The organism is Mesorhizobium sp. CAU 1732 (genome assembly GCF_039888675.1).
Lineage (GTDB): Bacteria > Pseudomonadota > Alphaproteobacteria > Rhizobiales > Rhizobiaceae > Aerobium.
On sequence record NZ_JBDQQR010000001.1, the window covers coordinates 520448 to 545383 of the forward strand.

Sequence of the window (24936 nt, forward strand, 5' to 3'; positions counted from 1 at the left end):
CGCGAGAGATGAGGCTGTTCCCCCCACGCACGCCGGAAGAGCGGCGATCGGAGCGAGTGGACGCATTTTGGGTCTTCGGTTTCTTTGCGGTCTTGTCGTTGGCCGGGCTGGGTCTCTTTATTTTTGGCGGAGAACTGCCGCCCTCAGGCGATTCCGTATACGCGATCGTCCGCTGGATGGGATTGGTCGTTGGATGCGTATCGCTGTATCTGGCGATTCAAAGCCTGCTCGAGGCGCTGATCGTCGCCACGATGGGCTACGAACGCGGGCTGGCCCTGCTGATTGCGGTAGGAGCCGTCGGCGCGTTCCTCGCGTGGCTTGTCTGATTTTCCACGTCGATCATGCCGTCAGTCCCGACGCATAGTCGGCAACCCCTGAAAGCGCGCTGGCTGTCTGCGTCGAGCCGCACGGCGACCGGCGTCGCCAGCCCCATTTCCCTCGCCACGACGAGGCCAAGCAGCAGGATCGCATCCGCCTCGTGAAGCACGAGCGCTGCCGGCGCATGACCGTTGCTGACGAGTTCGAGCAAAACCGCCGAAGCTGACGAAGAACCGATCGTGCCCGGCAGGCACAGCACCGTGCCTGCAATGCTCAGCCTATGTTCGGGATGGCGAACGTCGGCGATCCGCCCTGTCCTTGGATCGACACCGCCCCAGAAGCTGATCGGCGCGGACAAGACGAGCGCGTCCCCCGCGCCGCCGCGACCGCTCACCAAAACCTCTGACGCGATGGACCGGCTCACGACGCAAAACCCGTTAGCAGTGGCTTACCAATAATCGCGCTCTCGACGCATTCGACGAGCGACCCGTAGACGACGCCATAGCCGGTGTTGCCCGGCGCGTAATGCGCGAATTTTCCCGAATTGGTCATCAGCACGCCGCCCGTGAGATCGGGCAGGATCGGCGTCACGACCACGCAGGTATCGACGACGATGACGACGCCGAGCCGCTCGAGTGCTGCCCGTCGCGCGCCGTCGATCGCCGAGAGCACATGGCGGCCCGTGCAGGCGTAGAGCGGAACCGCAAGCCTGCGTCCCGCGACCAGCTCTTCGAGCCGGCCGATCTCGGCAAGCGACAGATGCGGGCTGCCGATCGCGACGGCGTCGATGTGGTCGGCATTCTCGGTGGTCGAGAGACGCCGCTGCGCCGCTGCCGCCATGGCCGGCGACACGCGGATGACCGTCTGCGGTTCACGGCCGCTCAGCGCGGTTTCGAGGTCGGGCGCTTCCGGCGTCACGCCTGCGACGTGGAACAATCCGACCGCGCCCGACGATGCGGCCGCCGCGCCAAACGCTTTCAACGCATCGTCGCCCGGATTTGCGGGCGCACCGGCCACGACACCGATTGCCGTGCCGACCTCGCGCCCGAACAGACTGCCCAGCACAGGCCACGCGATTTCCAACGCGAGAAATGATGCCGCCAGGCCGGAAACATCGAACAGCACCGTCGCGACACGGTTCTCCGCGCGATGCAGCCCGTAGTCGGGCGCGCGGCCAGAGATCGCGCAGGCGATGTCGAGAAAGTCGCCATACCGGTTCGTCCGCGCACCCAGCACCGAGTTGCAGAACACCACCGCGTTGGATTCGCCCCAGGCGACGTCGGTTCCCTGCGCGGGACGATGCCCTGCCTGATAGGGCGCACACGTCCAGCTTGGCTCGCAACCGAGCGCGCGGTAGGCCTGCATCATGCGCCGCGCCATGCCGCGCTCCGGCTCGGCCAGTCGCACCGCCGAGCAGCCCGTCAGGTCGAGCGCGCCGACATTGAGCGTCGCGCGCACCGTGACCTGCGCGCCACCCTCGACCAGACGCTCCGCGAAAAACGTGCCGGAATCGCCATGATAAAGCGCGCCGTCGATATGGGCGGACGCGATCGGGATGAGGCGAGGGGCGCCCATTAGCCGCGCCGCCTCCGCGACGATCCGCATCGCCATCGCCGCCCCGTCCGAGCCGGCGGCGATCTCCTGTTCCTCTGGCGTGAGAGCCACGCTCATACGAAGCGTTTTCTCATGGTGATCGTTGTCGGCCGATCGAAGCCCGCATGTGCCGTCCGCTCCGTCTCGACGAAACCCAGCCTGTCGAAGGCGGCATGGTTGGCCGTCAACTCGATCCGGGTTTGCAGCTCCAGCGCGGTCTTGCCCGCAGTACGCGCGATCTCCTCGGCATGCACCACCAGCCTCCTGCCGATGCCGTGACCGTGCTTGCCGGGGTCAACCGCAAGCTTGCCCAGATAGAGGTGATCGTCCTTTTCGGCCAGGAAAACGCACCCGACGATGTCTTGATCCATGAGCGCGACTATGCCGATCTCGTCCTCGGCGCGCTGGCGCAGGCCGTCCTCCGTGAGACGGTGAACAGACGAAGGCGGGTCGATCACGCCGTCCATGGAGGCGAAGGCGCGCCGGATCATCCTCAGCAACTCGCCCCATCGCCCGAACTGCGGCGCGAGACGGTACAGCATGATCCTGTTTTCGGTAAGCAATGGCTAACCTATGGCCTTGTAGCGAACCGTGTCGAACGTCGCGCCGAGCCCGTCATACATCAGCAGGCGACCGACCAGTGGTTCGCCTATGCCCGTCACGAGCTTGATGGCTTCCATAGCCTGCAACGTCCCGATCACGCCGACCAGAGCGCCCAGCACGCCGGCTTCGGCGCAGGACGGCACCAGATCGCGCGGCGGCGGTTCGGGAAAGAGATCGCGATAGGAGGGGTTCTTGCGCCCGTCCGCCGCGACCTCATAGGGCTTCAGGACGGTGACTGATCCGTCGAAGCGCCCGACGGCGCCTGTAACCAGCGGCTTTTCCGCCAACGCGCAGGCGTCCGCCACGAGATAGCGCGTGTCGAAATTGTCGGAGCCGTCGATGACCATGTCGTAAGCCGCCACCAGCCCGTCGACATTCGCGGCATCGAGCCGCATGATGTGCCGCTCGACATGCACATGCGGATTGATGCGCGCGATCGTGGAAGAGGCGCTGTCGGCCTTGGCGCGGCCGACGCTTCCCGTGTCATGGATCACCTGCCGTTGCAGGTTCGACAGCGAGACCGTGTCGTCATCGACGATGCCCAGCGTGCCGACCCCGGCAGCCGCGAGATAGTGCAGCACCGGCGCGCCGAGCCCGCCTGCGCCGATCACGAGGACACGCGCCCGCTTGAGCTTCTGCTGTCCCGGCCCGCCGACTTCCGGCAGCACGATATGGCGCGCATAGCGCTCGAGTTCCTCGTCGGACAGGGCAGGGGGCGGGGATTGGTTCATGCGGCCACCATATCGCCTGGCGCGCGCGCTGTCAGCGTGTCAGCCCACGACAACGGCTCCGCCAGAAACCTTCAGGAACTGCGCGCGGCCCTCCAGGCTCGAAAACAATGCCGCATCCGTCCCGGTCATGAAGGCCTGGCAGCCAAGCTCTTCCAGGATTTCGAACAGCGCCGCCCGCCGCCCCGCATCGAGATGTGCGGCAATCTCGTCCAGAAGCAGGATCGGCGGCGCGCCCGAAAGCTCGGTCACCAGCCGCGCGTGCGACAGGATGAGCCCCGTCAGAAGCGCCTTCTGCTCGCCGGTCGAGCACAGCTCGGCCGGCATGTCCTTTGGCCGATGGCGCACCACCAGATCCGACCGGTGCGGTCCGTCGAGCGTCCGGCCAGCCGCCCGGTCGCGCGCGCGATTGTCAGTCAGGCTGCGGCGATAGACCTCTTCGGCTTCCACCGCCGGCATCGCGCCGATCGCCTCTTCGAGCGTCCCCTGAAGCGCGATGTCGGACTTCGGGAACAGGCTGTCCTCCGGAAGCCGCTCGATCATGCCCGTCAGCAGCCGCACGATCTCCAGGCGCGCGGCGGCAATCGCCGTGCCGGTTTCCGCCATCTGGATTTCGATCGCCTCGAACCACCGGTCGTCGCGGCTCTGCTCGGACAGGAGCCGGTTGCGGCCGCGCATGGCTTTTTCGAAATCGAGCGCGCGACGCCCATGCGTGGGGTCGATCGCAAGCACGAGCCGGTCCATGAAGCGCCGCCTGTCGGCTGCCGGCCCCGTGAAGAGCGCGTCCATCGCCGGCGTCAGCCAGATGACGCGCAGCCAGTCCAGCATCTCGTCGGCGTTCCTGGCAGGCGCGCCGTTGATGCGCACCTTGCGGCCGGAAAGCTCGCCATTCGGCCCGCGTTCGCCGATCGTGCCGGTGCCGATCTCGACATCGCCGAACGCGCCTTCGACGCGCGCGTGAATGGCAAACCCGTCTGCCGCTCCGGCGCGCGCGACGTCGTCATGCGCCGCGCGCCGCATCCCGCGGCCCGGCGTCAGAAAGGAAATCGCCTCGAGAAGGTTGGTCTTGCCCGCCCCGTTCTCGCCCGTCAGGACGACGGGGCCGGGCGAGAAATCAAGCGCGGTGCTGGCATAGTTACGGAAATCGGTCAGCAGCAGGCGCGCGACATGTGTCTGCGCCCTGCCGTGCGGGGTGTCGGACGCGGTCTGCTCAATGTCGGACACGGTGAAAAATGCGCGTCTAGACGCGCATCGGCATCAGCACATAGAGCGCATGATCGTCGGTCGTGTCGTGGATCAGCGTCGGCGAGCCGGCATCGGCCAGCATGAAGCGCGCTTCGCTGCCGGACAATTGCGCTGCGACGTCGAGCAGATACTTCGCGTTGAAGCCGATCTCGATCGGATCGGAATCATAGTCCGCCGCGAGTTCTTCGGTGGCGCTGCCGGAATCCGGGTTGTTCACCGTCAGCGTCACCTGGCCGCTGGCGATCGACAGTTTTACCGCACGTCCGCGCTCCGACGAGATGGTCGAGACGCGATCGACGGCCTGCGCGAAGGTCTGTCGGTCGATGACCAGCTTCTTGTCGTTGCCGGTCGGAATGACGCGCTGGTAGTCCGGGAACGTGCCGTCGATGAGCTTCGACGTCAGGATCACGCTGCCGATCGTGAATCGGATCTTGGTGTCGGACAGTTCGGTCGTCACCGCCACATCGGGCGAATCGACGAGCTTCTGAAGCTCGCTCACCGTCTTGCGCGGAATGATGATGCCCGGCATGCCTTCGGAGCCCGCGGGCGCGTCGAGTTCGGCGCGCGCGAGACGATGCCCGTCCGTGGCGACCGAACGCAGCTTCAGCTTGCCGCCATCCTCATGCGTGTGAAGATAGATGCCGTTGAGGTAGTAGCGCGTCTCCTCGGTGGAGATCGCGAACTGCGTCTTCTCGATGAGGCCTTTCAGGCCTGCGGAATCGAGGCGGAAGATGTGGCTGAACGATCCGGCGGAAAGTTCGGGGAAATCCGCCTGGGGCAGGCACTGCAACCGGAACGAGGAGCGCCCCGAGATCACGGACATCGAATTGCCGCTCTCGTCGACCTTCAGCATCACTTCCGCGCCGTCGGGCAGCTTGCGCACGATGTCGTAGAGGAGGTGCGCCGGCACCGTCGTCGCGCCGGCCTGCTCGATCGAGGCGGCGGTCGCTTCGGTGATCTCCAGGTCGAGGTCCGTCGCCTTCAGTTCCAGGCTCGCGCCGCTTGCCGACAGGAGCACGTTGGACAGGATCGGAATGGTGTTCCGGCGCTCCACCACGCGATGAACGTGGTTGAGCGACTTCAGGAGATTGGAGCGTTCGAGGGTAACACGCATGACACGCAGGTCTCGTCAGGATGTGATTTCGGAGTTCGCGCCAGTCCGGATCGGCAGCGCAAAATGGACGACGAACCTGACAGGAAATCGCCCCGAAAGGCAAGCCCGCGACGCGTTTCAGCGGCGTCGCGGGCAACCGGCTGGGGAAAACATCGGTGCCGGCGCCATCTGGAGCCGGCCCCCGACGAAAAGCCGTCAGGCCTGGTCGTTGATCAGGCGCTTCAGGAGTTCGATCTCCTGCGCCATCTGGTTGTCGCCGCCCGAAAGACCCTCGATCTTGCGCACCGCGTGAAGCACCGTCGTATGGTCCCGGCCACCGAAGCGGCGACCGATTTCCGGCAGGGAGCGGGGTGTCATGATCTTTGCGAGATACATGGCGACCTGGCGCGGCTTCACGATCGTCCGTGTGCGGCGATTGGACAGAAGCTCCGTCTTCGACACGTTGTAGTGACGCGCGACCACCCGCTGGATGTCCTCGATCCGAACGCGCTTCGGCTCGCCGGCGCGGTAGATGTTACCGAGCAGTTCGTCCACCCAGGCGATCGACATTTCCGGCTCGAAGGACTGGCGGAACAGCACCTGGTTGAAGGCGCCTTCGAGCTCGCGGCCGCTTCCCGTCACCGTCTGCGCGACATGCGAGAGGATATCGTCGGGAATGCGCAGCGCGGTGTCTTCCGAAGCCGCCGCCGCATAGCGCTGCTGGAGCATGGACAGGCGCATCGAATAGTCCGGCGCGGCCATTTCCAGCGCGACGCCGCCATTGAGACGGGAGCGCACGCGCGGCTCCAGCGATTCGAGTTCCGACGGCGGACGGTCGGCTGCGACCACGACCTGCTTTGCGCTGTCGAGCAGCATGTTGATGAGATGGCAGAACTCGTGCTGGATCGACTTGCCTTGCAGGAACTGCATGTCGTCGATGATCAGCAGGTCGATGTCGCGCAACTGTTCCTTGAGGTGCAGCGCGTAGTTGTCGCGGATCGCGGTCGCGAAGCGCCACATGAAGTATTCGGCGGTCAGATACACCACCCGCGACGAAGGCTTGAGCCGCAGCGCTTCCGAAGCCACGGCCTGCAGCAGATGTGTCTTGCCGAGGCCGACGGAGGCATGGATGAAAAGCGGGTTGAAGCGCAATGCGCTGGCGGCACCCTCGGCAACCGAGCGCGCAGCGGCGAAAGCGACGCGGTTGGACGGGCCTTCGACGAAGGAATCAAAGGTGTAACGGCTGTCGAGCGGCGAGCCGAGAACGCTCTGCTTGCCCTGTTCGGCGGCGTTCATGCGCTGGCCTTCGCTCTGAAGCGCGGGCGCGCGGTTTGGCTGCGACGGCGTCGGCATTGCCGGGCCGCTCTGGCGAACCGGCTTCTTCACCGGCGCGCGGTCTTCCTCGACGGGAGCGACGGCTGCCCGCGTCGTGCTGCGCACGACGATCTCAAGCTTCAGCATCGCCGGGTCGTCCTGCTTCCACAGTTCGGCGATCATATTGACGTAATGGTTGTTGATCCACTGCCGCAGGAACGCGGTGGGCACGGAGAGCCGCACGAGCCCCCGCGAGGTCTCCGCAACCATCATGCGGCCGAACCAGCTGGAATAGACATCATTGCCGAGTCGGGCCTTGAGTTGCGTCTTGACGCGCTCAAAAATTGCCTCGGGCCCGTTTGACGGCGCCATGCCTGTCCCCTCCATCTGATGATTTGAAACAATAAGAGCCGTATCGGCTCGGGCTTCGATGCCGCTTTGCATTGTGTTTGATGATCCCTGTCGTAATGTCGCCGCAGCGCTGTCGTCGATATTTTCCGCATCCGACGTTAGGCGCTTTTTCCTTCGTGCCGTGTCCTCGTAAGTCTTTCGGCGTCGCGCCTCCTTGGTGTCTGGGCGGATGGATTGGCCACCGCTTGATCGTCTAAAACAGGGCGTAAAAATTCCATCTCCGAACATGCGTTCGAAGCCAAAAAATGCCTTGCGATGTAATAGTCCCCTGTCCCCTGAATGGCACGACTTCCACGCGCGCGGACCCTCATCCGCGTTACGCTGTCGCCGCTGTCTGGCTGGATCAGCGGGGCAATTGCCTCGCCCCATTCGATGACCGGACATTACAAAAAATGCCGTGGACAGGGCAATAGAGAGGTAAGGAATTTTTCACGAATCTGCGATGACTTTGAGCTTGACTCACTTTCGCTGCGGCGCGGCAGAACAGTAAGCTGTTTTGATTCAAAACCTTTTGCCGGCGACTCGAGAAAGACTCTGCGCGCGACAAAATTCACTTGACACTCGACAGGGCAGCAGAGACTCGGCCCGTCCTGGGGTCCCCTTTCGCAACCATCTACAAGTCATTGATTTAAAACGACAAAATTTGCAGCGCTCTACCCTGCGCGGTTGAGGCACCGAGAGTGCAACCTGGGAACGGTCAGACTGTGCCGGCAAAGGACAAAAGCCTACCATTTGGGCTGTCGCGATCCGCCCGGTGCTTTCCAGGCAAAGAAAAACCCGGCGTCGAGGCGCCGGGTTCGTGACTGCTTGGAATGGTTCGCTCAGATGGCGATCAGGCGCTGAGAGCCTTGACCCGCTGTGCGAGGCGCGAAACCTTGCGCGATGCCGTGTTGCGATGGAAGACGCCCTTGCTCGCGGCGCGCATCAGCTCCGGCTGAGCGGCGGAGAAGGCTGCCTGCGCGGCGGCCTTGTCGCCCGTCAGCAGGGCTTCCTCGACCTTGCGGAGGAAGGTGCGAACGCGCGAGCGGCGGTTCTTGTTGATCGCGGTGCGGCGATCGATTTTGCGCGTAGCCTTTTTGGCCGAAGATGTGTTGGCCATGGATGCCTCTCTCTCAAACTGTCAGCGTAAGCGCCGCGAGCGGAAATCCCTATGGGAGGCCGTCTGGCGCAACAAATTAAGGGGCAGCCAGGGGCTACCGCAGTTGCGGCGGCTTATAGATCAGCTTTTCGCGCGCGTCAACGCTCGCGCGTGCTCATCTTCGCTTCTGTCGTTACCGATTGCGGAATGCCGCCGCGCGCTTTTCCGCAAAGGCCGCCATGCCCTCTTTCTGGTCGTCGAACGCGAACATCGAATGGAACATCCGGCGCTCGAAACGCAGGCCCTCCGCAAGCGTCGTCTCATAGGACCTGTTCACCGCTTCCTTGGCGAGCATCACGGCGGGAAGCGAGAGATCGGCGATCCTGGCGGCAGCCTTCAGCGCTTCCTCGATCAGTTCGCCTGCCGGCACGACGCGCGAGACGAGGCCGGAGCGCTCGGCTTCCGCCGCATCCATCATGCGGCCCGTCAGGCACATATCCATCGCCTTCGACTTGCCCACGAAACGGGTGAGGCGCTGCGACCCTCCCATGCCGGGTATGACGCCAAGCGTGATCTCCGGCTGGCCGAATTTCGCGGTGTCCGAGGCGATGATGAAGTCGCACAGCATCGCGAGTTCGCAGCCGCCGCCCAGCGCATAGCCGCTCACCGCCGCGATGATTGGCTTGCGGGCGCGTGTCACGGCTTCCCAGTCCGCGAAGAAATCTTCCATGAAGGTGTCGATATAGGCCTTCGGCTGCATTTCCTTGATGTCGGCGCCTGCCGCGAAGGCCTTCTCCGATCCGGTCAGCACCATCGCGCCGATCTTCGGGTCCGCATCGAATGTCTCGACGGCTTTAACGACCTCCCTCATCACGGTCGTGTTCAGCGCGTTGAGCGCCTTTGGCCGGTTGAGCGTGATCAGCCCCACTTTGCCGCGTGTTTCGACAAGGATCGTTTCGTAGGCCATCGTGCTCTCCCGTGATGAAGTGATTGCGTCCCTGTCGAATAGCTAACGCTGGCACGTCGGGCAATAGAAGGTCGAACGTCCGCTCTGGACGATGCGGGAAACGGTGCCGCCGCAGCCGGGCTTCACGCAGGGCTGGCCCTCGCGGTCGTAGACGCTGAACGAATGCTGGAAATAGCCGAGCGACCCGTCCGTTTGGACATAGTCGCGCAGCGACGAGCCGCCCGCCGCGATCGCTTCCGCAATCACGGTGCGGATGGCGTCGGCGAGCCTGTCGCAACGCGCGCTTCGTCGTCCAGGTGCCACCGCGATCGAACCCGCCAGCCGCTTGGGCGAGAGGCCGGCACGCCACAGCGCCTCGCACACATAGATATTGCCCAGTCCCGCAATCAGCCTCTGGTCCAGCAGCGCGGCCTTCAGCGGCGCGCGCTTTCCGCGAAACAGATCGCTGAGCAGGCCCCCGTCGAGCGCGTTTCCGGTCGGCTCTATCCCCAGCCCTGCGAGCGATGGATGCGTATCGAGCGTCGCGGCGTCCGAAAACAGCATGAAACCGAAGCGGCGCGGATCGTTGAACACGACGGCGTGCGTCTCGCCCTTTCGGTCCTGCAGGTGGAAGACCACGTGGTCGTGCGCGGCGTCCTTCGCGCGCTCGTGGTGGAAATCGCCCACGATTCCGGCCTCGGCACCGGAGTGGATGCGGAACGAGCCGGACATGCCGAGATGGCAGATCAGCACCGGATCCCGGTCGAGATGCATCGTCAGGTATTTCGCCCGGCGTCCGAGCGAAATCACCTCGCGGCCCGTAAGACGCTCGACGAAGGACGCGGGGAAGGGGAAGCGCAGATCGGGGCGGCGTTGCTCCACGCGGAGAATGCGCGATCCTTCGAAGACCGGCTGCAACCCGCGCCGAACGGTTTCGACCTCGGGCAATTCAGGCATGGGTGAGCGCCGCCCTGAAGGATGTGCCGTGCAGGCCCGGTTCGATGCCCAGATGCGCGGCGACGGTCTCGCCGATGTCGGCGAAGGTTTCGCGCACGCCGATCGGGCCACGGCTGAGTCCCGGTCCGGTCCCGATCACGGGCACGCGCTCGCGCGTATGGTCGGTTCCCCGCCAGGTCGGGTCGCAGCCATGGTCGGCCGTCAGCATCAGCATGTCGCCGTCGCGCAAGCGCGCCAGCGCTTCCGGCAGGCGCCTGTCGAAGGCCTCGAGCGCGGCGGCATAGCCCGGCACGTCGCGCCGGTGGCCGAAATTGGTGTCGAAATCGACGAAATTCGCAAAGACGAAGTCGCCATCCCCGGCGTCCTCCATCGCCGCGAGCGCCTGGTCGAACATTGCCATGTTGTCGGGAGCCTTGCGCAGGTTCGAGATGCCGCGATGCGCGAAGATGTCGCCGATCTTGCCGACCGCGAGGACGGTCCTGCCGTCGGCGACCAGCCGGTCGAGCAAGGTCGGCTCGTGCGGCGGCACGGCATAGTCCTTGCGGTTGGACGTGCGGGTGAAGTCGGCCGGGCTCTCGCCGATGAAGGGCCGCGCGATGACGCGTCCGATATTGAGCGGGTCGGCCAATCTCCGCGCCACGCGACAGACCTCATAGAGCCGCTCCAGCCCGAAATGGGTTTCATGTGCGGCGATCTGGATGACGGAGTCAGCCGACGTGTAGCAGATCGGCTTTCCGGTCCGGATATGCTCCTCGCCGAACGCCTCGATCACGCCGACGCCCGACGCGTGGCAATTCGCCAGGATGCCCGGCAGGTTCGCGTCCCGGATCAGGTCGTTGGTCAGATGTGCGGGAAAGGTGGGCTGCGTGTCGGGGAAGTAGCTCCAGTCGAAGCGCACCGGCACGCCTGCCATCTCCCAATGGCCGGACGGCGTATCCTTGCCGCTCGAGACTTCCGACGCCGCGCCCCAGAAGCCGTCCGGCGTATTTTGAGGCATCGCCCGGCCCGTGGCGAGCGCCGCCGCGTGCGAGAGACCCAGCGCGTTCAGGTTGGGCAGGTGGAGCGGCCCGCTGCGAAGGCCTTGCACGTCGCCTTCACCCGCCGCGCAGCGCGCCTCGATATGACCAAACGTGTCGGAGCCCTCGTCGCCGAAGCGCGCCGCGTCGGGCGCACCGCCGATGCCGAAGGAATCCAGCACGAAAAGAAAGGCGCGGGCCATGTCGATGGTGTCGTCCGATAAACCAACCTGTCCGAGACATAGGCACCGGACGGGGTCTTGGCAATTCGCAAACCGGACTGCCTCAGCAGCCGGTGCAGGCGATTGTGGGGCTCATGCGGGGGCGCAGGAAATAGGATTCCTTCATCCCGATGTTGTCGAACGCCGCCGCGAGGCCAAGCGACGCCTTCTGTTCGGCGGTCCACGTGATGACGGGACGATAGTCGAGTTCGCTGGTCACGCGGATAAGAAAGGTGTCCTTGATCATCAGCTTGTCGGGAACGGCCGTCACCGTGTCCTTCGCCTGGTCGACGCTGAATGCCCCGTCCACCATCTTGCGCGACCACTGGACGACAGCCTTCGGGGTGGCGTCGTTGGTGATCTTGATCGCGGTGACGATGATGCGGGGCTGGGTGCGATTGTAGGGCTGCAGGATCGCCTCCCCGATCTTCATGATCGCTTCGAGTTCCAGGCTGTCGATGGCCTGATGCTGGGTCACGAGATCGGCCACCATGGAGCCGATCCGGCCGACCTTCTTGTTGGCCTCGATGCCCTGCGCCACCTCCATCGTGACGAAGTATAGCGACAGAAGAACCGGCGCGATGAACGCGAACTCGATCGCGGCGACGCCACGGCGATCGCTCAGCAGCGCCTTCATCTTCTCTCGTGCGGCCGAGATCAGCATTCTCGTCGTCATCATTTTCATGTCAGCGCGTCCCTATGCGCCGGCCCCCGCCGGAATTCAGTCGTCGAACGGTTCGTTCTGCCAGGTCACGCTGGCGAAATGCAGCGTCTTGCCATCTTTGATGTTCGACATCGATTTGCGCAGGAGGTCGGTCATCACCGGCCACTTGTAGAAGACGCGCAACTGGTTCTTGGACATCGACAGGCCGGGTTCGATCTTGAAATCCGACGTGTCGAGATCGTTGTCCGCCGTGAATTTCGTTCGCACCTTGGCGGCATCGGCGAAGGTGTCGTAACGCTTCAAATCGATGAAGAGGCCGGGGCAGCCGGTCGAGACGACGATTTCGAGACGATTGCAGATCATGTCGCGAAGATCCTGGGGATTGAGCGTGGCCTGCTTGATCTGTCCGGTGCGGAACTGGCGTGCGACGTCGTCGGTGACGTTCGACATCAGTTGCTGGGCGGCAAACGAGATACAGCTTTCGAAAATCGCGAAGACCAGCATCGAGAACGGCAGCGCGAGCGCGGTGAATTCGATGGCGACGCTGCCCTTGGCGTCGCGGACAAAACGGTCGAGGATGCGCCGCCGCTTGACGGGCGCGCTGTCCTGATCCGGTCCGGGCATGCTCGACATATCCATGTATTCGTCCCGCCTGAAAGCAATCTGGCAGGACGAATACATGAAGCGGGTTGCAGTCCGGTTTTGACGATCGCTAGAATTGGTGCGACGCCGTTAACGTCTCGTCAACGATTGTCGCGAAAAGCCGCTCGCGAACATGCGGGGCTATTGGGTGGCCTGCATCTCGGCTTCGGAAAGACGTTCCGCATCGTTCTTGAACGAGCTCTCGCAGAACGGCGTGCAGGACAGCGTCTGGACCTCGGAACGGCGATAGACCCGCACCGAATTCGCGAAATGCCGCGACACGACGATCTGCTCGTCGACGATCGGATGTCCATCCCTGTCCAGAATGACGAGGTTGGTGACGCCGAAACCCTTGCCGGTCAGCACGATGGTCGACGCATCTTGGACCGAGGCATCGGCAATCGCCGGATTGCCGACGACGATCGTGTCGGCTGGCCGCGACAGCTTGACGATCTTGGCCTGGTTCATCAGCACCTGGATCGGCTCGTTCGCCATGGCATGCGTTGCCGCAAGCGACGCAAGAGCGGTGAACGTGGCCGCCACCATGAACTTCATCCCGCGCCCCGCCATGCCATTCTCCCGCTTGCCCAGCCTTTGAACGGAAAATGAACGATATTGGTGAACCAACGGTTAAGCGCGCTGGCCTTCACCCTCTTGGACCATCCCCGCGTTCCGGGCAGGTGAGAGAACTGCCCTGTGCGAAAGATACGCCGCCACGGCAAACAGCGCGAAGCCGGCCGGAATATCCACGACGTGATGGCCCCCGTGAGCGAGAACGCCGGGCAGCACGAACAGGTTTATGGTGAGATATACTGGAAAAATCCACACAACAGTGCGTGCGAAGTATGTAGCTGCGAGCGCCAGAACGATGTGGAACGAAGGAAAGGCGACCAGCCCCCGGATTTCATCGGGCGAGAGCACGTTCGCCCCATCCTTGAAGAGCGCCGCGATCGCGCGGCCGTAGTCGGGACCGACGACGGGGCGCGCGTGGGCCAGGATGTCGGGCGCGATATCATAAAGCACGCTGGGGCCCATCGAGGGCAAGAATCCCCAGAAGACCACCACGGCCGTTCCCGCAATAGTCAGCGTGCGTATGAGAGAATACATCTCCTGCATGCGGCCGCTAAGGCCCAGAATGACCAGCAGGACGGCAATCTGCGGCAGCGTCGAAAGATATGCGACGCGCATGGCTTCATTGAGAAGCGGAAATCCGGCGCTGCGCTCCACGAAGTCCGGCCAGTGATAACCGAACAATGCAGCGTCGATGGTCGCGAGAGTGACGTCGAAGGTGGGGGCCCAGTGAGGCATCAGAAGATAATTGAAGAGCGACAGGGACAGCGTGAACAGAACGAACCATCCCGCGCAGATCAGCGTCGAGCCAAGCCGGTCGTCGCGGCCTGAATGGCGGTAGAAGAGGCCGATCGCAATCAGCAATGCACCCGTGCCGATAGCGCCGCCATAGGCGCCGTAATCAACGGCCGCTCCCTTTATGAAAATGAGTGCGATGCTCAGCAACGCCGCCGACAGGGTCACGCGTTGAATGAGCGCCTCGGTAATTTGGGCATCGGGTCCGTGCGTCATGGGCGCATAAGAACCGAAAAATACTGAAAAGCAGTGAATGGCGAAAGTACTTCGGACTGTGGCAACGTCCGCCAAAACCAGACCGGAATTTTAGCGATGTTCTTGCGGATAAATTAACCGTATCTCTCGGGCTGCTTCGGCAAGAATTCGGTAAGGGTGTTTTTTAAGCCGATCGAAAGAGCTTCCCCCTAGTGTTCGGCTATCCGATCGACACAGCAGAAACGTTGACGGAAGTGCTGTAAACACATGGAGTAAGGAGCTCTACTATGTCCAAGATCGTTGCACGTTTTGTGAAAGACGAATCCGGCGCGACCGCCATCGAATACGGTCTGATCGCCGCCCTCATCGCTCTCGCCATCGTCACCGGCGCCGGTATGCTGGGCACCAGCCTCGACGCACTGTTTACCCGCGTATCGACCGATCTCGATACGCGTGCCAACTAACCGCAATCACATTCTTAATGGAATGGCCGCCTCCGGGCGGCCATTCTCGTTTGAGTTATCTGTGTGGATTTCACGAAGACTTAAGTCGACCTGTGGCAGGGTCTTACTCGACGCGACGCGCACGGATATCGAAGCATGCTTGAAGCCCTGATCTTTGTCGTATTCCCGTTCTGCATGGTCTTCGCGGCGGTGTCCGATATGCTGTCGATGACTATCGCCAACCGCGTTTCACTCATCCTGATTGCCGTGTTTGCTGTTGTCGCGCCGCTGAGCGGCATGGACTGGGCGACATTCGGCTGGCACTTCGCCGCCGCCGCGCTCGTCCTGTGCGTTACCTTCGGCATGTTCGCCGTGGGCGGTATGGGCGGTGGTGATGCCAAGTTGATCGCAGCGACATCACTTTGGATGGGTTTTTCGATTCTTCTTCTTCAGTATCTCGTTTACGCGGCGCTGATCGGTGGTCTCCTCACATATGTCATCATCATCTACAGGCGCTCGCCGCTTTCGACATTTACTGGCCACAACATGTTCCTGCGTCACTTCGCCAATTCAGACGCGGGCGTTCCCTACGGCGTCGCCCTCGGTATCTCCGGTTTGCTCGTCTACCCCTCCACGCCGCTGATGCAATGGGCGTTCGCCCAAGTGGTCGTGGGCTGAACACTAGGCCGTTAACCTCGAAGCACTTGCATCAACTTTAAATTAATCACGATCGTAAGCGCTCTATTAACCCTAATTTGACGATTGCCCGCCCATTGTCCGACCTGGGTCTGATGATTGTCGGGTATGAGGTCGGGGATATGGCGCCATCGCGCGTGATCATTTTGGGTGTTGCGGTCGCAACGGCGATCGGCGCCGGCTATGTCGCCAAGAACATGTCGACCCCGCCCCCGGCCCAGATCATCGTCGACAGCGCACCGCGCGAGCCCGCGATCAAGCTCGCGGACGTGCTCGTGCTTGAGGGCGACGTTCCGATGGGCACGACGGTCGGCGAGAAACTCGCCTGGCAGTCCTGGCCCTCCGCGGGCATCAGCGAGGCCTTTATCACGCGAGACAGTGCCCCCGGGGCGCTTGAGGAACTGCAGGGCGCCATCGCCCGCGTCCCGATGTATGAGGGCGAGCCCTTGCGCCGGTCCAAGCTGATTGGCGAGGGCCAGAGCTTCATGTCGTCCATCCTGCCGTCCGGCAAGCGCGCCGTCGCGACGCAGATCGCGGCCGATACCTCGGCTGGCGGCTTCATCCTGCCGAATGATTTCGTCGACGTGATCATGACGCGGCGCAATCAGGCCGAGGGCGGCACTGCGGAAGGCTACGTGACCGAGACGATCCTGCGCAACATCCGGGTTCTCGCGATCGATCAGGCGATCCAGGAAGACGAGGAAGGGCGGCGTGTTCGCGTCGGCGATACCGCTACGCTCGAACTGACGCCCCAGCAGGCCGAAATCATCACCGTCGCGCAGCAGATGGCCGACCGGCTGACGCTGGCGCTGAGGGCGGTCGTCGATACGCAGGAAGTCGTCGAGGGTGAAGCCGACTATCTCGTGTCGGGCAACGGCAGGCGGGGAACCGTCCGTATGATCAAGTCGGGCGAAGTGAGCGAAGTGGGGGCTCGCAAATGATGAAGACGAACAAACTGCCGACCATGGCCGCATCGCTGCTGGCCTTGACGATCGCGACAGCATCCACGGTTGCAATCGTGCCAGGCGAGGCACAGGCGCAAGGCATGGTCGGCGTCAGTTCCCAGACCGCCAACCAGCGCGTGAAGCTCGGCCTCAACAAGTCGATCGTCATCGACCTGCCGCAGGACGCCTACGACATCCTGGTCGCCAATCCGGCGGTCGCCGATGCCGTGACGCGCACGGCGCGCCGCATCTATCTCTTCGGCAAGTCCGTGGGCGAAACCAACATCTTCGTGTTCGGGCCGAACGGCGAGCAGATCGCCAGCCTCGACCTTCAGGTCGAGCGCGATGTCGCCGGCCTCGAGGACTATCTCAAGCGGTTCCTGCCGACGGCCGAGATCACCGCCGAACTGATCAACGACAACGTCGTCCTGACCGGCACGGTGGAAACGCCGCTCGACGCGAAGCGCGCCGAACAGCTCGCAGAACTCTTCGTGCGTGGCGGTGAAGCGACGACAGGCCAGTATTCGCAGACCGCCGCGGGCGGAAACGCGGCAGGCGGGGTCGATATCGACAACCCCGACCAGTCGCGCCGCACCAGCCTGATCGTCAACATGCTGCAGATCATCGGTGAGGATCAGGTCACGCTGAAGGTCACCGTTGCCGAGGTCAGCCGCAACGTGATGAAGCAGCTCGGCGTCAATCTCATCGGGCAGGGCAGCGTCGACGGCATTTCCTGGGGCGCGATCAGCGAGAACGTCAGCGGTCTGGGCAAGCCTCTCGGCTCGTCCGGTTTCAGTGTCGGCGGCTCTCTCATCGACTCCTACATCAATGCGATGGAACAGGCCGGCGTGATGAAGACGCTGGCCGAGCCGAACCTGACGGCCGTGTCCGGCGAGAAGGCGACCTTCAAGGTCGGCGGCGAGTTCAATCTCGTGACCGGCCAAAACGTCGATTCCGAGAATGGACAGGTCACCTACACCGTCGAAAAACTCGAATACGGCATCGGCCTCGAATTCATGCCGGTGGTGCTCTCGCCCGGCCGCATCAGCCTGAAGGTGCGCACCTCCGTCTCCGAGCCGACCAACGAGGCCTCCGTCACGTTCGGTGGCGATCTTCGTCAGCTTCCGGGCATGACCGCGATCTCGATCCGCAAGCGTCTGGCCGACACGACCGTCGAACTGCCCTCGGGCGGGTCGATGATGATCGCCGGCCTCGTGCGCGACGACGTCCGCCAGGTGGCGACGGGTCTTCCCGGCCTGGCGAAGGTGCCGGTGCTCGGATCGCTCTTCCGCAGCCGCGACTTCGTGCGCAACGAGACCGAACTGGTGATCATCGTGACGCCATATTTGTCGAAGCCGACCGCGCGCAGCGCGCTTGCCAGGCCTGACGACAACTTCAATGCCGCCAGCGACGGCGCTGGCATGTTCCTGGGCCGCGTGAACCGCGTCTACGGAACCATGAATACGGACAGGCCGGCAGGGCGCTACCACGGCGTCGTCGGCTACATCTACAAGTGATCGGGGCCACCATCATGTCTGAAGTCCTCCTGAAAGACGCGTCGCGCAAGCGCGCATCGGCCATCGCCATGGTCGCCGCGGTCGCTCTGGTGACCGGCTGCGCCAACCGCGACAGCATCACCGTCGGCTCCGTTCCGGACGATTACCGCACCAACCATCCGATCGTGATCTCCGAAAAGGACAAGACGGTCGACATCCCGGTCGGCTACAGCGACATGGGGCTTTCGGCGGTACAGCGCGTCGCGGTCGACGGCTTCATCGCCGACTACGACCGCAGCGCCGGCGCGACCGTGACGATCCTCGTGCCGCACGGCTCGGGCAACCAGCACGCGGCAGCGCTCGTCGCGGCCGACATGGCCAAGCGCCTCCGCAAGGGCGGCGTGCGCGAAGGCCGCGTCGTGACCCAGCCCTACGACGCCTCGCGCTACGGCGACACCGCGCCGATCCGGCTCATCCGCGCGGAGATGACGGCGTCCACCGGGCAGTGCGGCCGCTGGCCGGCCGACATGCTCGACAACGCCGACAACAAGCACTGGGCCAATTTCGGCTGCGCCTACCAGAACAACCTTGCGGCGCAGATTGCCAATCCCGCCGATCTTCTGGGGCCGCGCAAACAGTCGCCGATCGACGCGCAGAACCGTTCCCATGCGATTGACCAGTATCAGCGTCGTGGCATTGCCGCCGACGTGCGGTCCAATCGCGAAGTCAACTACTGAGCTTGTATCGGGGCGATCACATGAGCAATCTTGCCTATGACGCGACGACGGATAGCGAAGCCGCCAGCGAAACCGAAGTCGCCGCTCTGAACGAGTTGCGGCCGCTGCCGCGCATCTCGATCCAGGCGTTCTGCGAAACCGAGAGCATCGCCAATCCGATCGAGCGCGCCGCAATCGATCGCCGCATGGCCAAGACGCATCTCAAGGTGCATATGGGCGGCATCGCGACCGCGATCGAATTCTACCAGACCGCCCAGACACCGAACCTGATCATCGTCGAATCCCGCGAGGAGCCCAAGCAGCTCATCGCGTCGCTCAGCCAACTGTCCGAAGTCTGCGACCCGACTTCGAAAGTGGTCGTCATCGGCCACTACAACGACGTCTGGCTCTATCGCGAGCTGATCCGCTTCGGCATCTCGGAATATGTCGTGGCGCCGATCTCGATGGCCGACATCCTCTCGGTCATTTCCGGCATCTTCATCGATCCGGATGCCGCCCCCATCGGCAAGTCGATCGCCTTCATCGGCGCCAAGGGCGGCGTCGGCTCCTCGACCATGGCGCACAACGTCGCCTGGACCATGTCGACGCTGTTCTCGTCCGAAGTCGTGGTCGCCGATCTCGACCTCGCTTTCGGCACCGCGAACATCAATTTCGACCAGGACCCGGCACAGGGCATCGCGGAGGCGGTGTTCTCGCCCGAGCGTATCGACGAGGTCTATCTCGATCGCCTGCTCGCGCAATGCGCGGAGCGGCTGTCGCTGCTCGCCGCACCCTCGATGCTCGATCGCACCTACGATTTCGATCCCGAGGCCTTCTCGCAGATCATCGATATCGCGCAGCGCAGCGCACCGCTCATCGTGCTCGACGTTCCCCATATCTGGAGCGGCTGGTCCAAGACGGTCCTGATGCAGGCCGACGAAGTGGTGATCACCGCGACGCCGGAGCTCGCGAATCTGCGCAACACGAAGAACCTCGTCGACACGCTGAAGAAGCTGCGTCCCAACGATGGTCCACCCAAGCTGATCATCAACCAGGCGGGCGTGCCGAAGCGGCCGGAGATCAGCGCGGCGGATTTCGCCGAGCCGCTCGACGTGATCCCGATGGCGGTGATTCCGTTCGAACCCGCTCTGTTCGGCAACAGCGCCAACAATGGCCGGATGCTGGGCGAGATGGATGCGCAGCACGCGATCGTGAAGATGGTCAACGAGATGGCGCACATCCTCACTGGGCGCAGCGAGATCAAGGCCAGGAAGAAGTCGGGGCTCGGCGACATCCTGGCCCGGCTGAAGCTGAAGAAGTAATTCGAGACAGGCGGGATCGAAGCGCACATGTTTGGCAGAAGAGGCAATGAAGGCGGACAGCGCGAGACCCCGGTCTTTCGCGCGCCCACCCCGTCTCCATCGGCTGCGGCGCAGACGCCGGAACCGGCAATGGCGGGCGCGGGCGCACGCGCCGGCGAGCAACCTGCAGCGCCCAAGCGCAGCATCGATGCGCCGCCGCTCGCGCCAGAGCCGAAGCGCATCCAGCGCGAACGCGGCGACATCTACTACGACACGAAGAGCCAGGTCTTCTCCGCGCTCATCGACACGATCGACCTGTCGCAGCTTGCCAAGCTCGATGCGGATTCGGCGCGCGAGGAAATCCGCGACATCGTCAACGACATCATCGCGATCAAGAACTTCGCGATGTCGATCTCCGAGCAGGAAGAACTGCTTGAGGACATCTGCAACGACGTCCTGGGCTATGGCCCGCTGGAACCTCTGCTGGCGCGCGACGAGATCGCCGACATCATGGTCAACGGCTCCAAGCACGTCTACATCGAAGTCGCGGGCAAGGTTGAGCAGACCAGCATCCGCTTCCGCGACAACCAGCAGCTCCTGAACATCTGCCAGCGTATCGTCAGCCAGGTCGGCCGCCGTGTCGATGAATCGAGCCCGATCTGCGACGCGCGCCTGCCTGACGGCTCCCGTGTCAACGTCATCGTCCCGCCGCTGGCGATCGATGGCGCGGCGCTCACCATCCGCAAGTTCAGGAAGGACAAGCTCACCCTCGATCAACTGGTCAAGTTCGGTGCGATCACGCCGGAGGGCGCCGACGTTCTCAAGGTGATCGGCCGGGTTCGCTGCAACGTTGTGATTTCCGGCGGCACGGGCTCGGGCAAGACGACGCTGCTCAACTGCCTGACCAACTATATCGACCGCGACGAGCGCATCATCACCTGCGAGGACTCCGCCGAGCTCCAGCTCCAGCAGCCGCACGTGGTGCGTCTCGAAACGCGTCCGCCCAACCTCGAAGGCGAAGGCGAGATCACGATGCGCGATCTCGTCAAGAACTGCCTGCGCATGCGTCCCGAGCGCATCGTGGTCGGCGAAGTGCGCGGACCGGAGGTCTTCGATCTCCTGCAGGCGATGAACACCGGTCACGACGGCTCGATGGGCACGATCCACGCGAACAGCCCGCGCGAATGCCTCAACCGTATCGAATCCATGATCGCGATGGGCGGCTTCCAGCTACCGCAGAAGACCGTGCGCGAAATCATCGTCGGCTCGATCGACGTCATCATCCAGGCCGCGCGTCTGCGCGACGGCTCGCGCCGCATCACGCACATCACCGAGGTGATCGGCATGGAAGGCGACGTCATCATCACGCAGGACCTCGTCCTCTACAACATCAAGGGCGAGGACGCGCAGGGCAGGCTGGTCGGCGAGCATGTCTCGACCGGCATCGGCCGCCCCGCCTTCTGGGACCGCGCCCGCTACTATGGCGAGGAACAGCGCCTCGCCGCCGCCCTCGAAGGCATGGAAAAGGAGGCCTGATGCGCCCCGTCGTTTCAGGTCTGAAGCCGACAGGTCGCTAGGAAACCGCCGATGTTCGGATTGGACAACACCGTTCTGGCCTTCATTGCCCTCGCGACGTTGAGCGCGGGCGCGCTCGCCTACGGGCTCCTCTTCACCTCGATCGAAAACGAGAAGAACGCCGGCAAGCGTCTCGATACCGTCAAGCGCGCGGATACGGACCGCGCCGTGATCAAGGCGTCGCGCGACCGGGTCGCGGAAGCCGCCAAGCGCCGAAAGTCGGTTCAGGATTCGCTGAAGGACCTCGAAAGCAAGAACAAGTCGCGCGATGTGACGCTCAGGAAGCCGCCTTTGAAAGTCCAGCTCAGGCAGGCCGGCATCGACGTGACGATGGAGCGTTTCTACCTTTACTCGGTGGCCTGCGGCGTGGTCGTCGCCATTTTGGTCTTCCTCGCCGGCGTGCCGCTTCTCGTGGTGCCGGGCGCGTTCCTTGCCGGCACGTTCGGCCTGCCGCGCTGGTTCGTGTCGTTCAAGCGTGCGCGCCGCGTAAAGGCCTTCCTGCTGGAGTTCCCCAACTCGCTCGACGTCATCGTCCGCGCGGTAAAGTCCGGCCTGCCCCTCAATGACGGCGTGCGCCTGATCGCGGCGGAAGCGCCCGAGCCGGTCAAGACCGAGTTCAAGCGCATCACGGAATCGCAGCAACTCGGCCTGTCACTGCCGGAAGCCGTCATGCGCATGCCCGAGACGATGCCGTGCTCGGAAGCGAGCTTTTTCGGCATCGTCATCCAGATCCAGAACCAGGCCGGTGGCAATCTGTCGGAAGCGCTGGGCAACCTGTCCAAGGTGCTGCGCGACCGCAAGAAGATGAAGGCGAAGATTCAGGCGCTGTCCATGGAAGCGAAGGCGTCGGCGGTGATCATCGGCGCGCTGCCGTTCATCGTCGCCTTCCTCGTCTATTTGTCGAGCCCGAGCTACATCATGCCGTTGTTCACCACGAGCACCGGCCATCTCATCCTCGTGCTGTCGGGCATCTGGATGTCGATGGGCATCTTCGTGATGCGCAAGATGATGAACTTTGATATTTAGGACATCCAGGAAGCGGAAATGATCGATCAGATCGTCAAGTCCATCACCGACCCGAGCTTCCTGATCGCGATGGTCGTCGCGTCGGCGGTCTTCGTGACCGTGTTCACCGCATTGCCGGCACTGGGCGGCAACCCGCTCAAGTCACGCATGAAATCGGTCGCGCTGGAACGCGACGAGCTGCGCGCCAAGCAGCGCGCCCGGCTCGCGGCAGAAGCCGACCGTCGCCGCAAGGGATTGCGCGAGGAACAGTCGATCGGCATGCGCAACATCGTGGATCGCCTCGATCTGCGCCGCGCGCTGGCCGACGAAAACACCGTCGCGAAGCTCAAGGTCGCCGGTTTCCGTGGCCAGAACCCGCTGACCAAGTTCCTGTTCTTCCGGCTGATCCTGCCCTTCGTCGGCTTCGCGCTGGGCCTCGTCTACATCTTCCTGCTGGGCGGATTGCCCGAGCAGCCTTTGGTCGTGAAGATTTTCGTCTGCATCCTGCTCGCCTATGGCGGCTTCTACGCGCCGATCGTCTACGTTTCGAACCGCGCGACCAAGCGCAAGGAATCGATCCAGAGGGCGTGGCCCGACGCGCTCGACCTGATGCTGATCTGCGTCGAATCCGGCATGTCGGTCGAAGCCGCGTTCCGCCGCGTCGCCGACGAGATCGGCGCGCAATCCGTCGATCTGGCGGAAGAATTCGTCCTGACGAATGCCGAGCTCTCCTTCCTTCAGGAGCGCAAGCAGGCTTATGAGAACCTTGCCGCCAGAACCGGCCTCGACTCGGTCAAGAGCGTCGCGCAGGCGCTGACCCAAGCCGAGCGCTACGGCACGCCCGTCGCTCACGCGCTGCGCGTCTTGTCGAACGAAAGCCGCGAAATGCGCATGAACGAGGCGGAGAAGAAGGCCGCGGCACTGCCGCCCAAGCTCACCGTTCCGATGATCCTGTTCTTCCTGCCGGTGCTGTTCGCGGTCATCCTCGGACCAGCCGGCATCCAGGTCTCCGAGCGCGCCATCTTCGCCAATTGACCGGCGAAAAGGCCGGCGCTGCCGGCTTTGGAGCGGTTCCGAGGTGAAACTGTTCGGCGCGGAAACCCCCTCCACCACTTCGTGGTCCCCCTCCCCCGCTTCGCAGGGGAGGATCCAACGTTGCGGCCGTCCTCGACCTCGGATCCTCCCCCGTTTACGGGGGAGGGGGACCGCCGGAGGCGGTGGAGGGGGTGTTACGCGAAATGTCGGAGGGGGTGTTTCAGCAAAAACCTGAAAACAACCCCCGGCTCAGGCGCCCGTTTCTTCGGTCTGTTCCGCCGCTCCGGTGGATTCAGGCCGCGCCGCGCGGCGTCGCCGGTCGGCGCTGCGGCCCTGAACGATCCGCACCCGTTTGACGCGTCGCGGATCGGCGTCCAGCACGTGGAACTCGAAGCCCGGGATCGCCTGCACGACTTCGCCGCGTATCGGCACGCGGCCGAGCGTGTTGAAGATCATGCCGCCGATCGTATCGACATACTCGCCGTGATCTCCGGGCGCGAACGCCTCGCCGATCACCGCCGCCACGTCGTCGATCTCGGCCTTCGCATCGACCACGAACACGCCGTCGTCGGTCTTGGTGATCATCGGCTCTTCGTCTTCGTCGTGCTCGTCCTCGATGTCACCGACGACCATCTCGACGATGTCCTCGAGCGAAACGAGACCGTCCGTCCCGCCATACTCGTCGATGACGAGCGCCATCTGGATGCGCGCCGCCTGCATGCGCGTCATCAGGTCGGATGCCAGCATGGATGGCGGCACGAAAAGGACGGGCCGCACGATGCTGAGGTCGCCGATCGGCTTGGTCAGGTCGACATTCGCCAGATCGAGCGGCATCGCCGCATTCGCCTTCTTGGACGCGCGTGGGCGCTTCTGCTTGGCGGCGCGCGTGATGTAGGCCACGGCATCGCGGATGTGGATCATGCCGCGCGGATCGTCCAGCGCCTCATGATAGACCGGCATGCGCGAGCGGCCGGATTCCTCGAACAGGGCCAGCAGGTCGCCGAGCTTCATCGACAGGTCGATGGCCTCGATATCGGCGCGCGGAACCATCACGTCTTCGACGCGAAGCTCCCGCAGGCGCAGGATGTTGTTGAGCATCGCCCGTTCGCCGGGCGAAAAGACCGCCGTTTCGGGGGTGCGATCCGACAGCGCATCCGCGAGGTCTTCGCGCAATGTCGATCCGTTCCGTTGCCGGAAACGGCCGAAAAGCCGGTTGATAAGCGAGGTTTTGGCGCCGGTAGACCCGGCGGGCGTACTTTGGGCGTCGCCTGATTGGTCGGAGCCCTGATCACCACCCTGGTCGCCGAGGGCGGTCGTCTGTGCGTTTTCGTTCATC

General features: G+C 63.7%; 26 protein-coding genes. 10 read left to right on the top strand and 16 right to left on the bottom strand.

All coding sequences use genetic code 11. The features are described from left to right. The first annotated feature begins 8 nt into the window (after positions 1 to 8). Positions 9 to 326: a hypothetical protein gene (locus tag AAFN55_RS02730; RefSeq protein WP_347797350.1), complete on the top strand. Its 318-nt coding sequence runs from the start codon at positions 9 to 11 to the stop codon at positions 324 to 326. On the opposite strand, the gene AAFN55_RS02735 is transcribed toward AAFN55_RS02730, so the two are convergent. From AAFN55_RS02735 to AAFN55_RS02805, 15 genes are all read right to left on the bottom strand, one after another. Further along, a complete protein-coding gene (locus tag AAFN55_RS02735) occupies positions 257 to 742 on the bottom strand; it encodes a DUF126 domain-containing protein (protein ID WP_347797351.1) in 486 nt (161 codons plus the stop codon). The genes AAFN55_RS02730 and AAFN55_RS02735 overlap by 70 nt on opposite strands. Then, a complete protein-coding gene (locus AAFN55_RS02740) occupies positions 739 to 1989 on the bottom strand; it encodes an aconitase X catalytic domain-containing protein (RefSeq protein ID WP_347797352.1) in 1251 nt (416 codons plus the stop codon). Before AAFN55_RS02740 ends, AAFN55_RS02735 begins: the two co-directional genes overlap by 4 nt. After that, positions 1986 to 2453: a GNAT family N-acetyltransferase gene (locus tag AAFN55_RS02745; protein ID WP_347797353.1), complete on the bottom strand. Its 468-nt coding sequence runs from the start codon at positions 2451 to 2453 to the stop codon at positions 1986 to 1988. Before AAFN55_RS02745 ends, AAFN55_RS02740 begins: the two co-directional genes overlap by 4 nt. Before the next feature lie 24 nt (positions 2454 to 2477). Continuing rightward, the gene (locus AAFN55_RS02750) at positions 2478 to 3245 is read right to left on the bottom strand and encodes a molybdopterin-synthase adenylyltransferase MoeB (protein ID WP_347797354.1); all 768 of its coding nucleotides are present in this window, start codon (positions 3243 to 3245) and stop codon (positions 2478 to 2480) included. 39 nt (positions 3246 to 3284) lie between these two features. After that, on the bottom strand, positions 3285 to 4457 hold the full coding sequence (recF, locus tag AAFN55_RS02755; protein ID WP_347800161.1) for a DNA replication/repair protein RecF: 1173 nt from the start codon (positions 4455 to 4457) through the stop codon (positions 3285 to 3287). Between the two features lie 25 nt (positions 4458 to 4482). Further along, complete coding sequence (dnaN, locus tag AAFN55_RS02760; protein ID WP_347797355.1) at positions 4483 to 5601, bottom strand: DNA polymerase III subunit beta; 1119 nt, start codon at positions 5599 to 5601, stop codon at positions 4483 to 4485. Positions 5602 to 5796: 195 nt separating this feature from the next. Further along, positions 5797 to 7266, bottom strand: a complete 1470-nt coding sequence (gene dnaA, locus AAFN55_RS02765; protein WP_347797356.1) for a chromosomal replication initiator protein DnaA — start codon at positions 7264 to 7266, stop codon at positions 5797 to 5799. An 871-nt stretch (positions 7267 to 8137) separates the two neighbouring features. Next, positions 8138 to 8404 carry a 30S ribosomal protein S20 gene (gene rpsT, locus AAFN55_RS02770; RefSeq protein WP_347797357.1) on the bottom strand — a complete coding sequence of 89 codons (267 nt, stop codon included), beginning with the start codon at positions 8402 to 8404 and terminating at the stop codon, positions 8138 to 8140. A gap of 172 nt (positions 8405 to 8576) precedes the next feature. Continuing rightward, positions 8577 to 9350, bottom strand: coding sequence for an enoyl-CoA hydratase (locus tag AAFN55_RS02775; protein WP_347797358.1), 774 nt, complete (start codon positions 9348 to 9350; stop codon positions 8577 to 8579). 42 nt (positions 9351 to 9392) lie between these two features. After that, entirely contained in the window at positions 9393 to 10286 is an 894-nt protein-coding gene (gene mutM, locus AAFN55_RS02780; RefSeq protein ID WP_347797359.1) for a bifunctional DNA-formamidopyrimidine glycosylase/DNA-(apurinic or apyrimidinic site) lyase, read from the bottom strand. Next, on the bottom strand, positions 10279 to 11505 hold the full coding sequence (locus AAFN55_RS02785; protein WP_347797360.1) for a phosphopentomutase: 1227 nt from the start codon (positions 11503 to 11505) through the stop codon (positions 10279 to 10281). Before AAFN55_RS02785 ends, mutM begins: the two co-directional genes overlap by 8 nt. An 82-nt stretch (positions 11506 to 11587) precedes the next feature. Next, the gene (locus AAFN55_RS02790) at positions 11588 to 12208 is read right to left on the bottom strand and encodes a TadE/TadG family type IV pilus assembly protein (RefSeq protein ID WP_347797361.1); all 621 of its coding nucleotides are present in this window, start codon (positions 12206 to 12208) and stop codon (positions 11588 to 11590) included. 36 nt (positions 12209 to 12244) lie between these two features. Next, complete coding sequence (locus tag AAFN55_RS02795) at positions 12245 to 12826, bottom strand: TadE/TadG family type IV pilus assembly protein (protein ID WP_347797362.1); 582 nt, start codon at positions 12824 to 12826, stop codon at positions 12245 to 12247. 144 nt (positions 12827 to 12970) lie between these two features. Further along, positions 12971 to 13324: a pilus assembly protein N-terminal domain-containing protein gene (locus tag AAFN55_RS02800; RefSeq protein WP_347800162.1), complete on the bottom strand. Its 354-nt coding sequence runs from the start codon at positions 13322 to 13324 to the stop codon at positions 12971 to 12973. 135 nt (positions 13325 to 13459) lie between these two features. Beyond that, positions 13460 to 14410, bottom strand: coding sequence for a phosphatase PAP2 family protein (locus tag AAFN55_RS02805; RefSeq protein ID WP_347797363.1), 951 nt, complete (start codon positions 14408 to 14410; stop codon positions 13460 to 13462). Between the two features lie 266 nt (positions 14411 to 14676). Here AAFN55_RS02805 and AAFN55_RS02810 point away from each other — a divergent pair, with 266 nt between their 5' ends. The 9 genes from AAFN55_RS02810 (at position 14677) to AAFN55_RS02850 (ending at position 23600) form a co-directional block, all read left to right on the top strand. Continuing rightward, positions 14677 to 14853 carry a Flp family type IVb pilin gene (locus tag AAFN55_RS02810; RefSeq protein ID WP_347797364.1) on the top strand — a complete coding sequence of 59 codons (177 nt, stop codon included), beginning with the start codon at positions 14677 to 14679 and terminating at the stop codon, positions 14851 to 14853. A 135-nt stretch (positions 14854 to 14988) separates the two neighbouring features. Next, positions 14989 to 15510, top strand: a complete 522-nt coding sequence (locus tag AAFN55_RS02815; protein WP_347797365.1) for a prepilin peptidase — start codon at positions 14989 to 14991, stop codon at positions 15508 to 15510. 140 nt (positions 15511 to 15650) lie between these two features. Then, positions 15651 to 16469, top strand: a complete 819-nt coding sequence (gene cpaB / locus AAFN55_RS02820; protein ID WP_347797366.1) for a Flp pilus assembly protein CpaB — start codon at positions 15651 to 15653, stop codon at positions 16467 to 16469. Next, entirely contained in the window at positions 16466 to 17989 is a 1524-nt protein-coding gene (locus AAFN55_RS02825; RefSeq protein WP_347797367.1) for a type II and III secretion system protein family protein, read from the top strand. Before cpaB ends, AAFN55_RS02825 begins: the two co-directional genes overlap by 4 nt. A gap of 14 nt (positions 17990 to 18003) precedes the next feature. Then, entirely contained in the window at positions 18004 to 18705 is a 702-nt protein-coding gene (locus AAFN55_RS02830) for a CpaD family pilus assembly lipoprotein (protein ID WP_347797368.1), read from the top strand. 20 nt (positions 18706 to 18725) lie between these two features. Then, on the top strand, positions 18726 to 20006 hold the full coding sequence (locus AAFN55_RS02835; RefSeq protein ID WP_347797369.1) for a CpaE family protein: 1281 nt from the start codon (positions 18726 to 18728) through the stop codon (positions 20004 to 20006). Positions 20007 to 20033: 27 nt separating this feature from the next. Further along, positions 20034 to 21521 (top strand): CpaF family protein, encoded by a 1488-nt coding sequence (locus AAFN55_RS02840; protein WP_347797370.1) that lies wholly within the window; start codon positions 20034 to 20036, stop codon positions 21519 to 21521. Between the two features lie 51 nt (positions 21522 to 21572). Continuing rightward, complete coding sequence (locus AAFN55_RS02845) at positions 21573 to 22586, top strand: type II secretion system F family protein (protein ID WP_347797371.1); 1014 nt, start codon at positions 21573 to 21575, stop codon at positions 22584 to 22586. An 18-nt stretch (positions 22587 to 22604) separates the two neighbouring features. Further along, the gene (locus AAFN55_RS02850; protein ID WP_347797372.1) at positions 22605 to 23600 is read left to right on the top strand and encodes a type II secretion system F family protein; all 996 of its coding nucleotides are present in this window, start codon (positions 22605 to 22607) and stop codon (positions 23598 to 23600) included. Between the two features lie 249 nt (positions 23601 to 23849). On the opposite strand, the gene AAFN55_RS02855 is transcribed toward AAFN55_RS02850, so the two are convergent. Continuing rightward, positions 23850 to 24935, bottom strand: coding sequence for a hemolysin family protein (locus AAFN55_RS02855; protein WP_347797373.1), 1086 nt, complete (start codon positions 24933 to 24935; stop codon positions 23850 to 23852). Position 24936 lies beyond the last annotated feature (1 nt).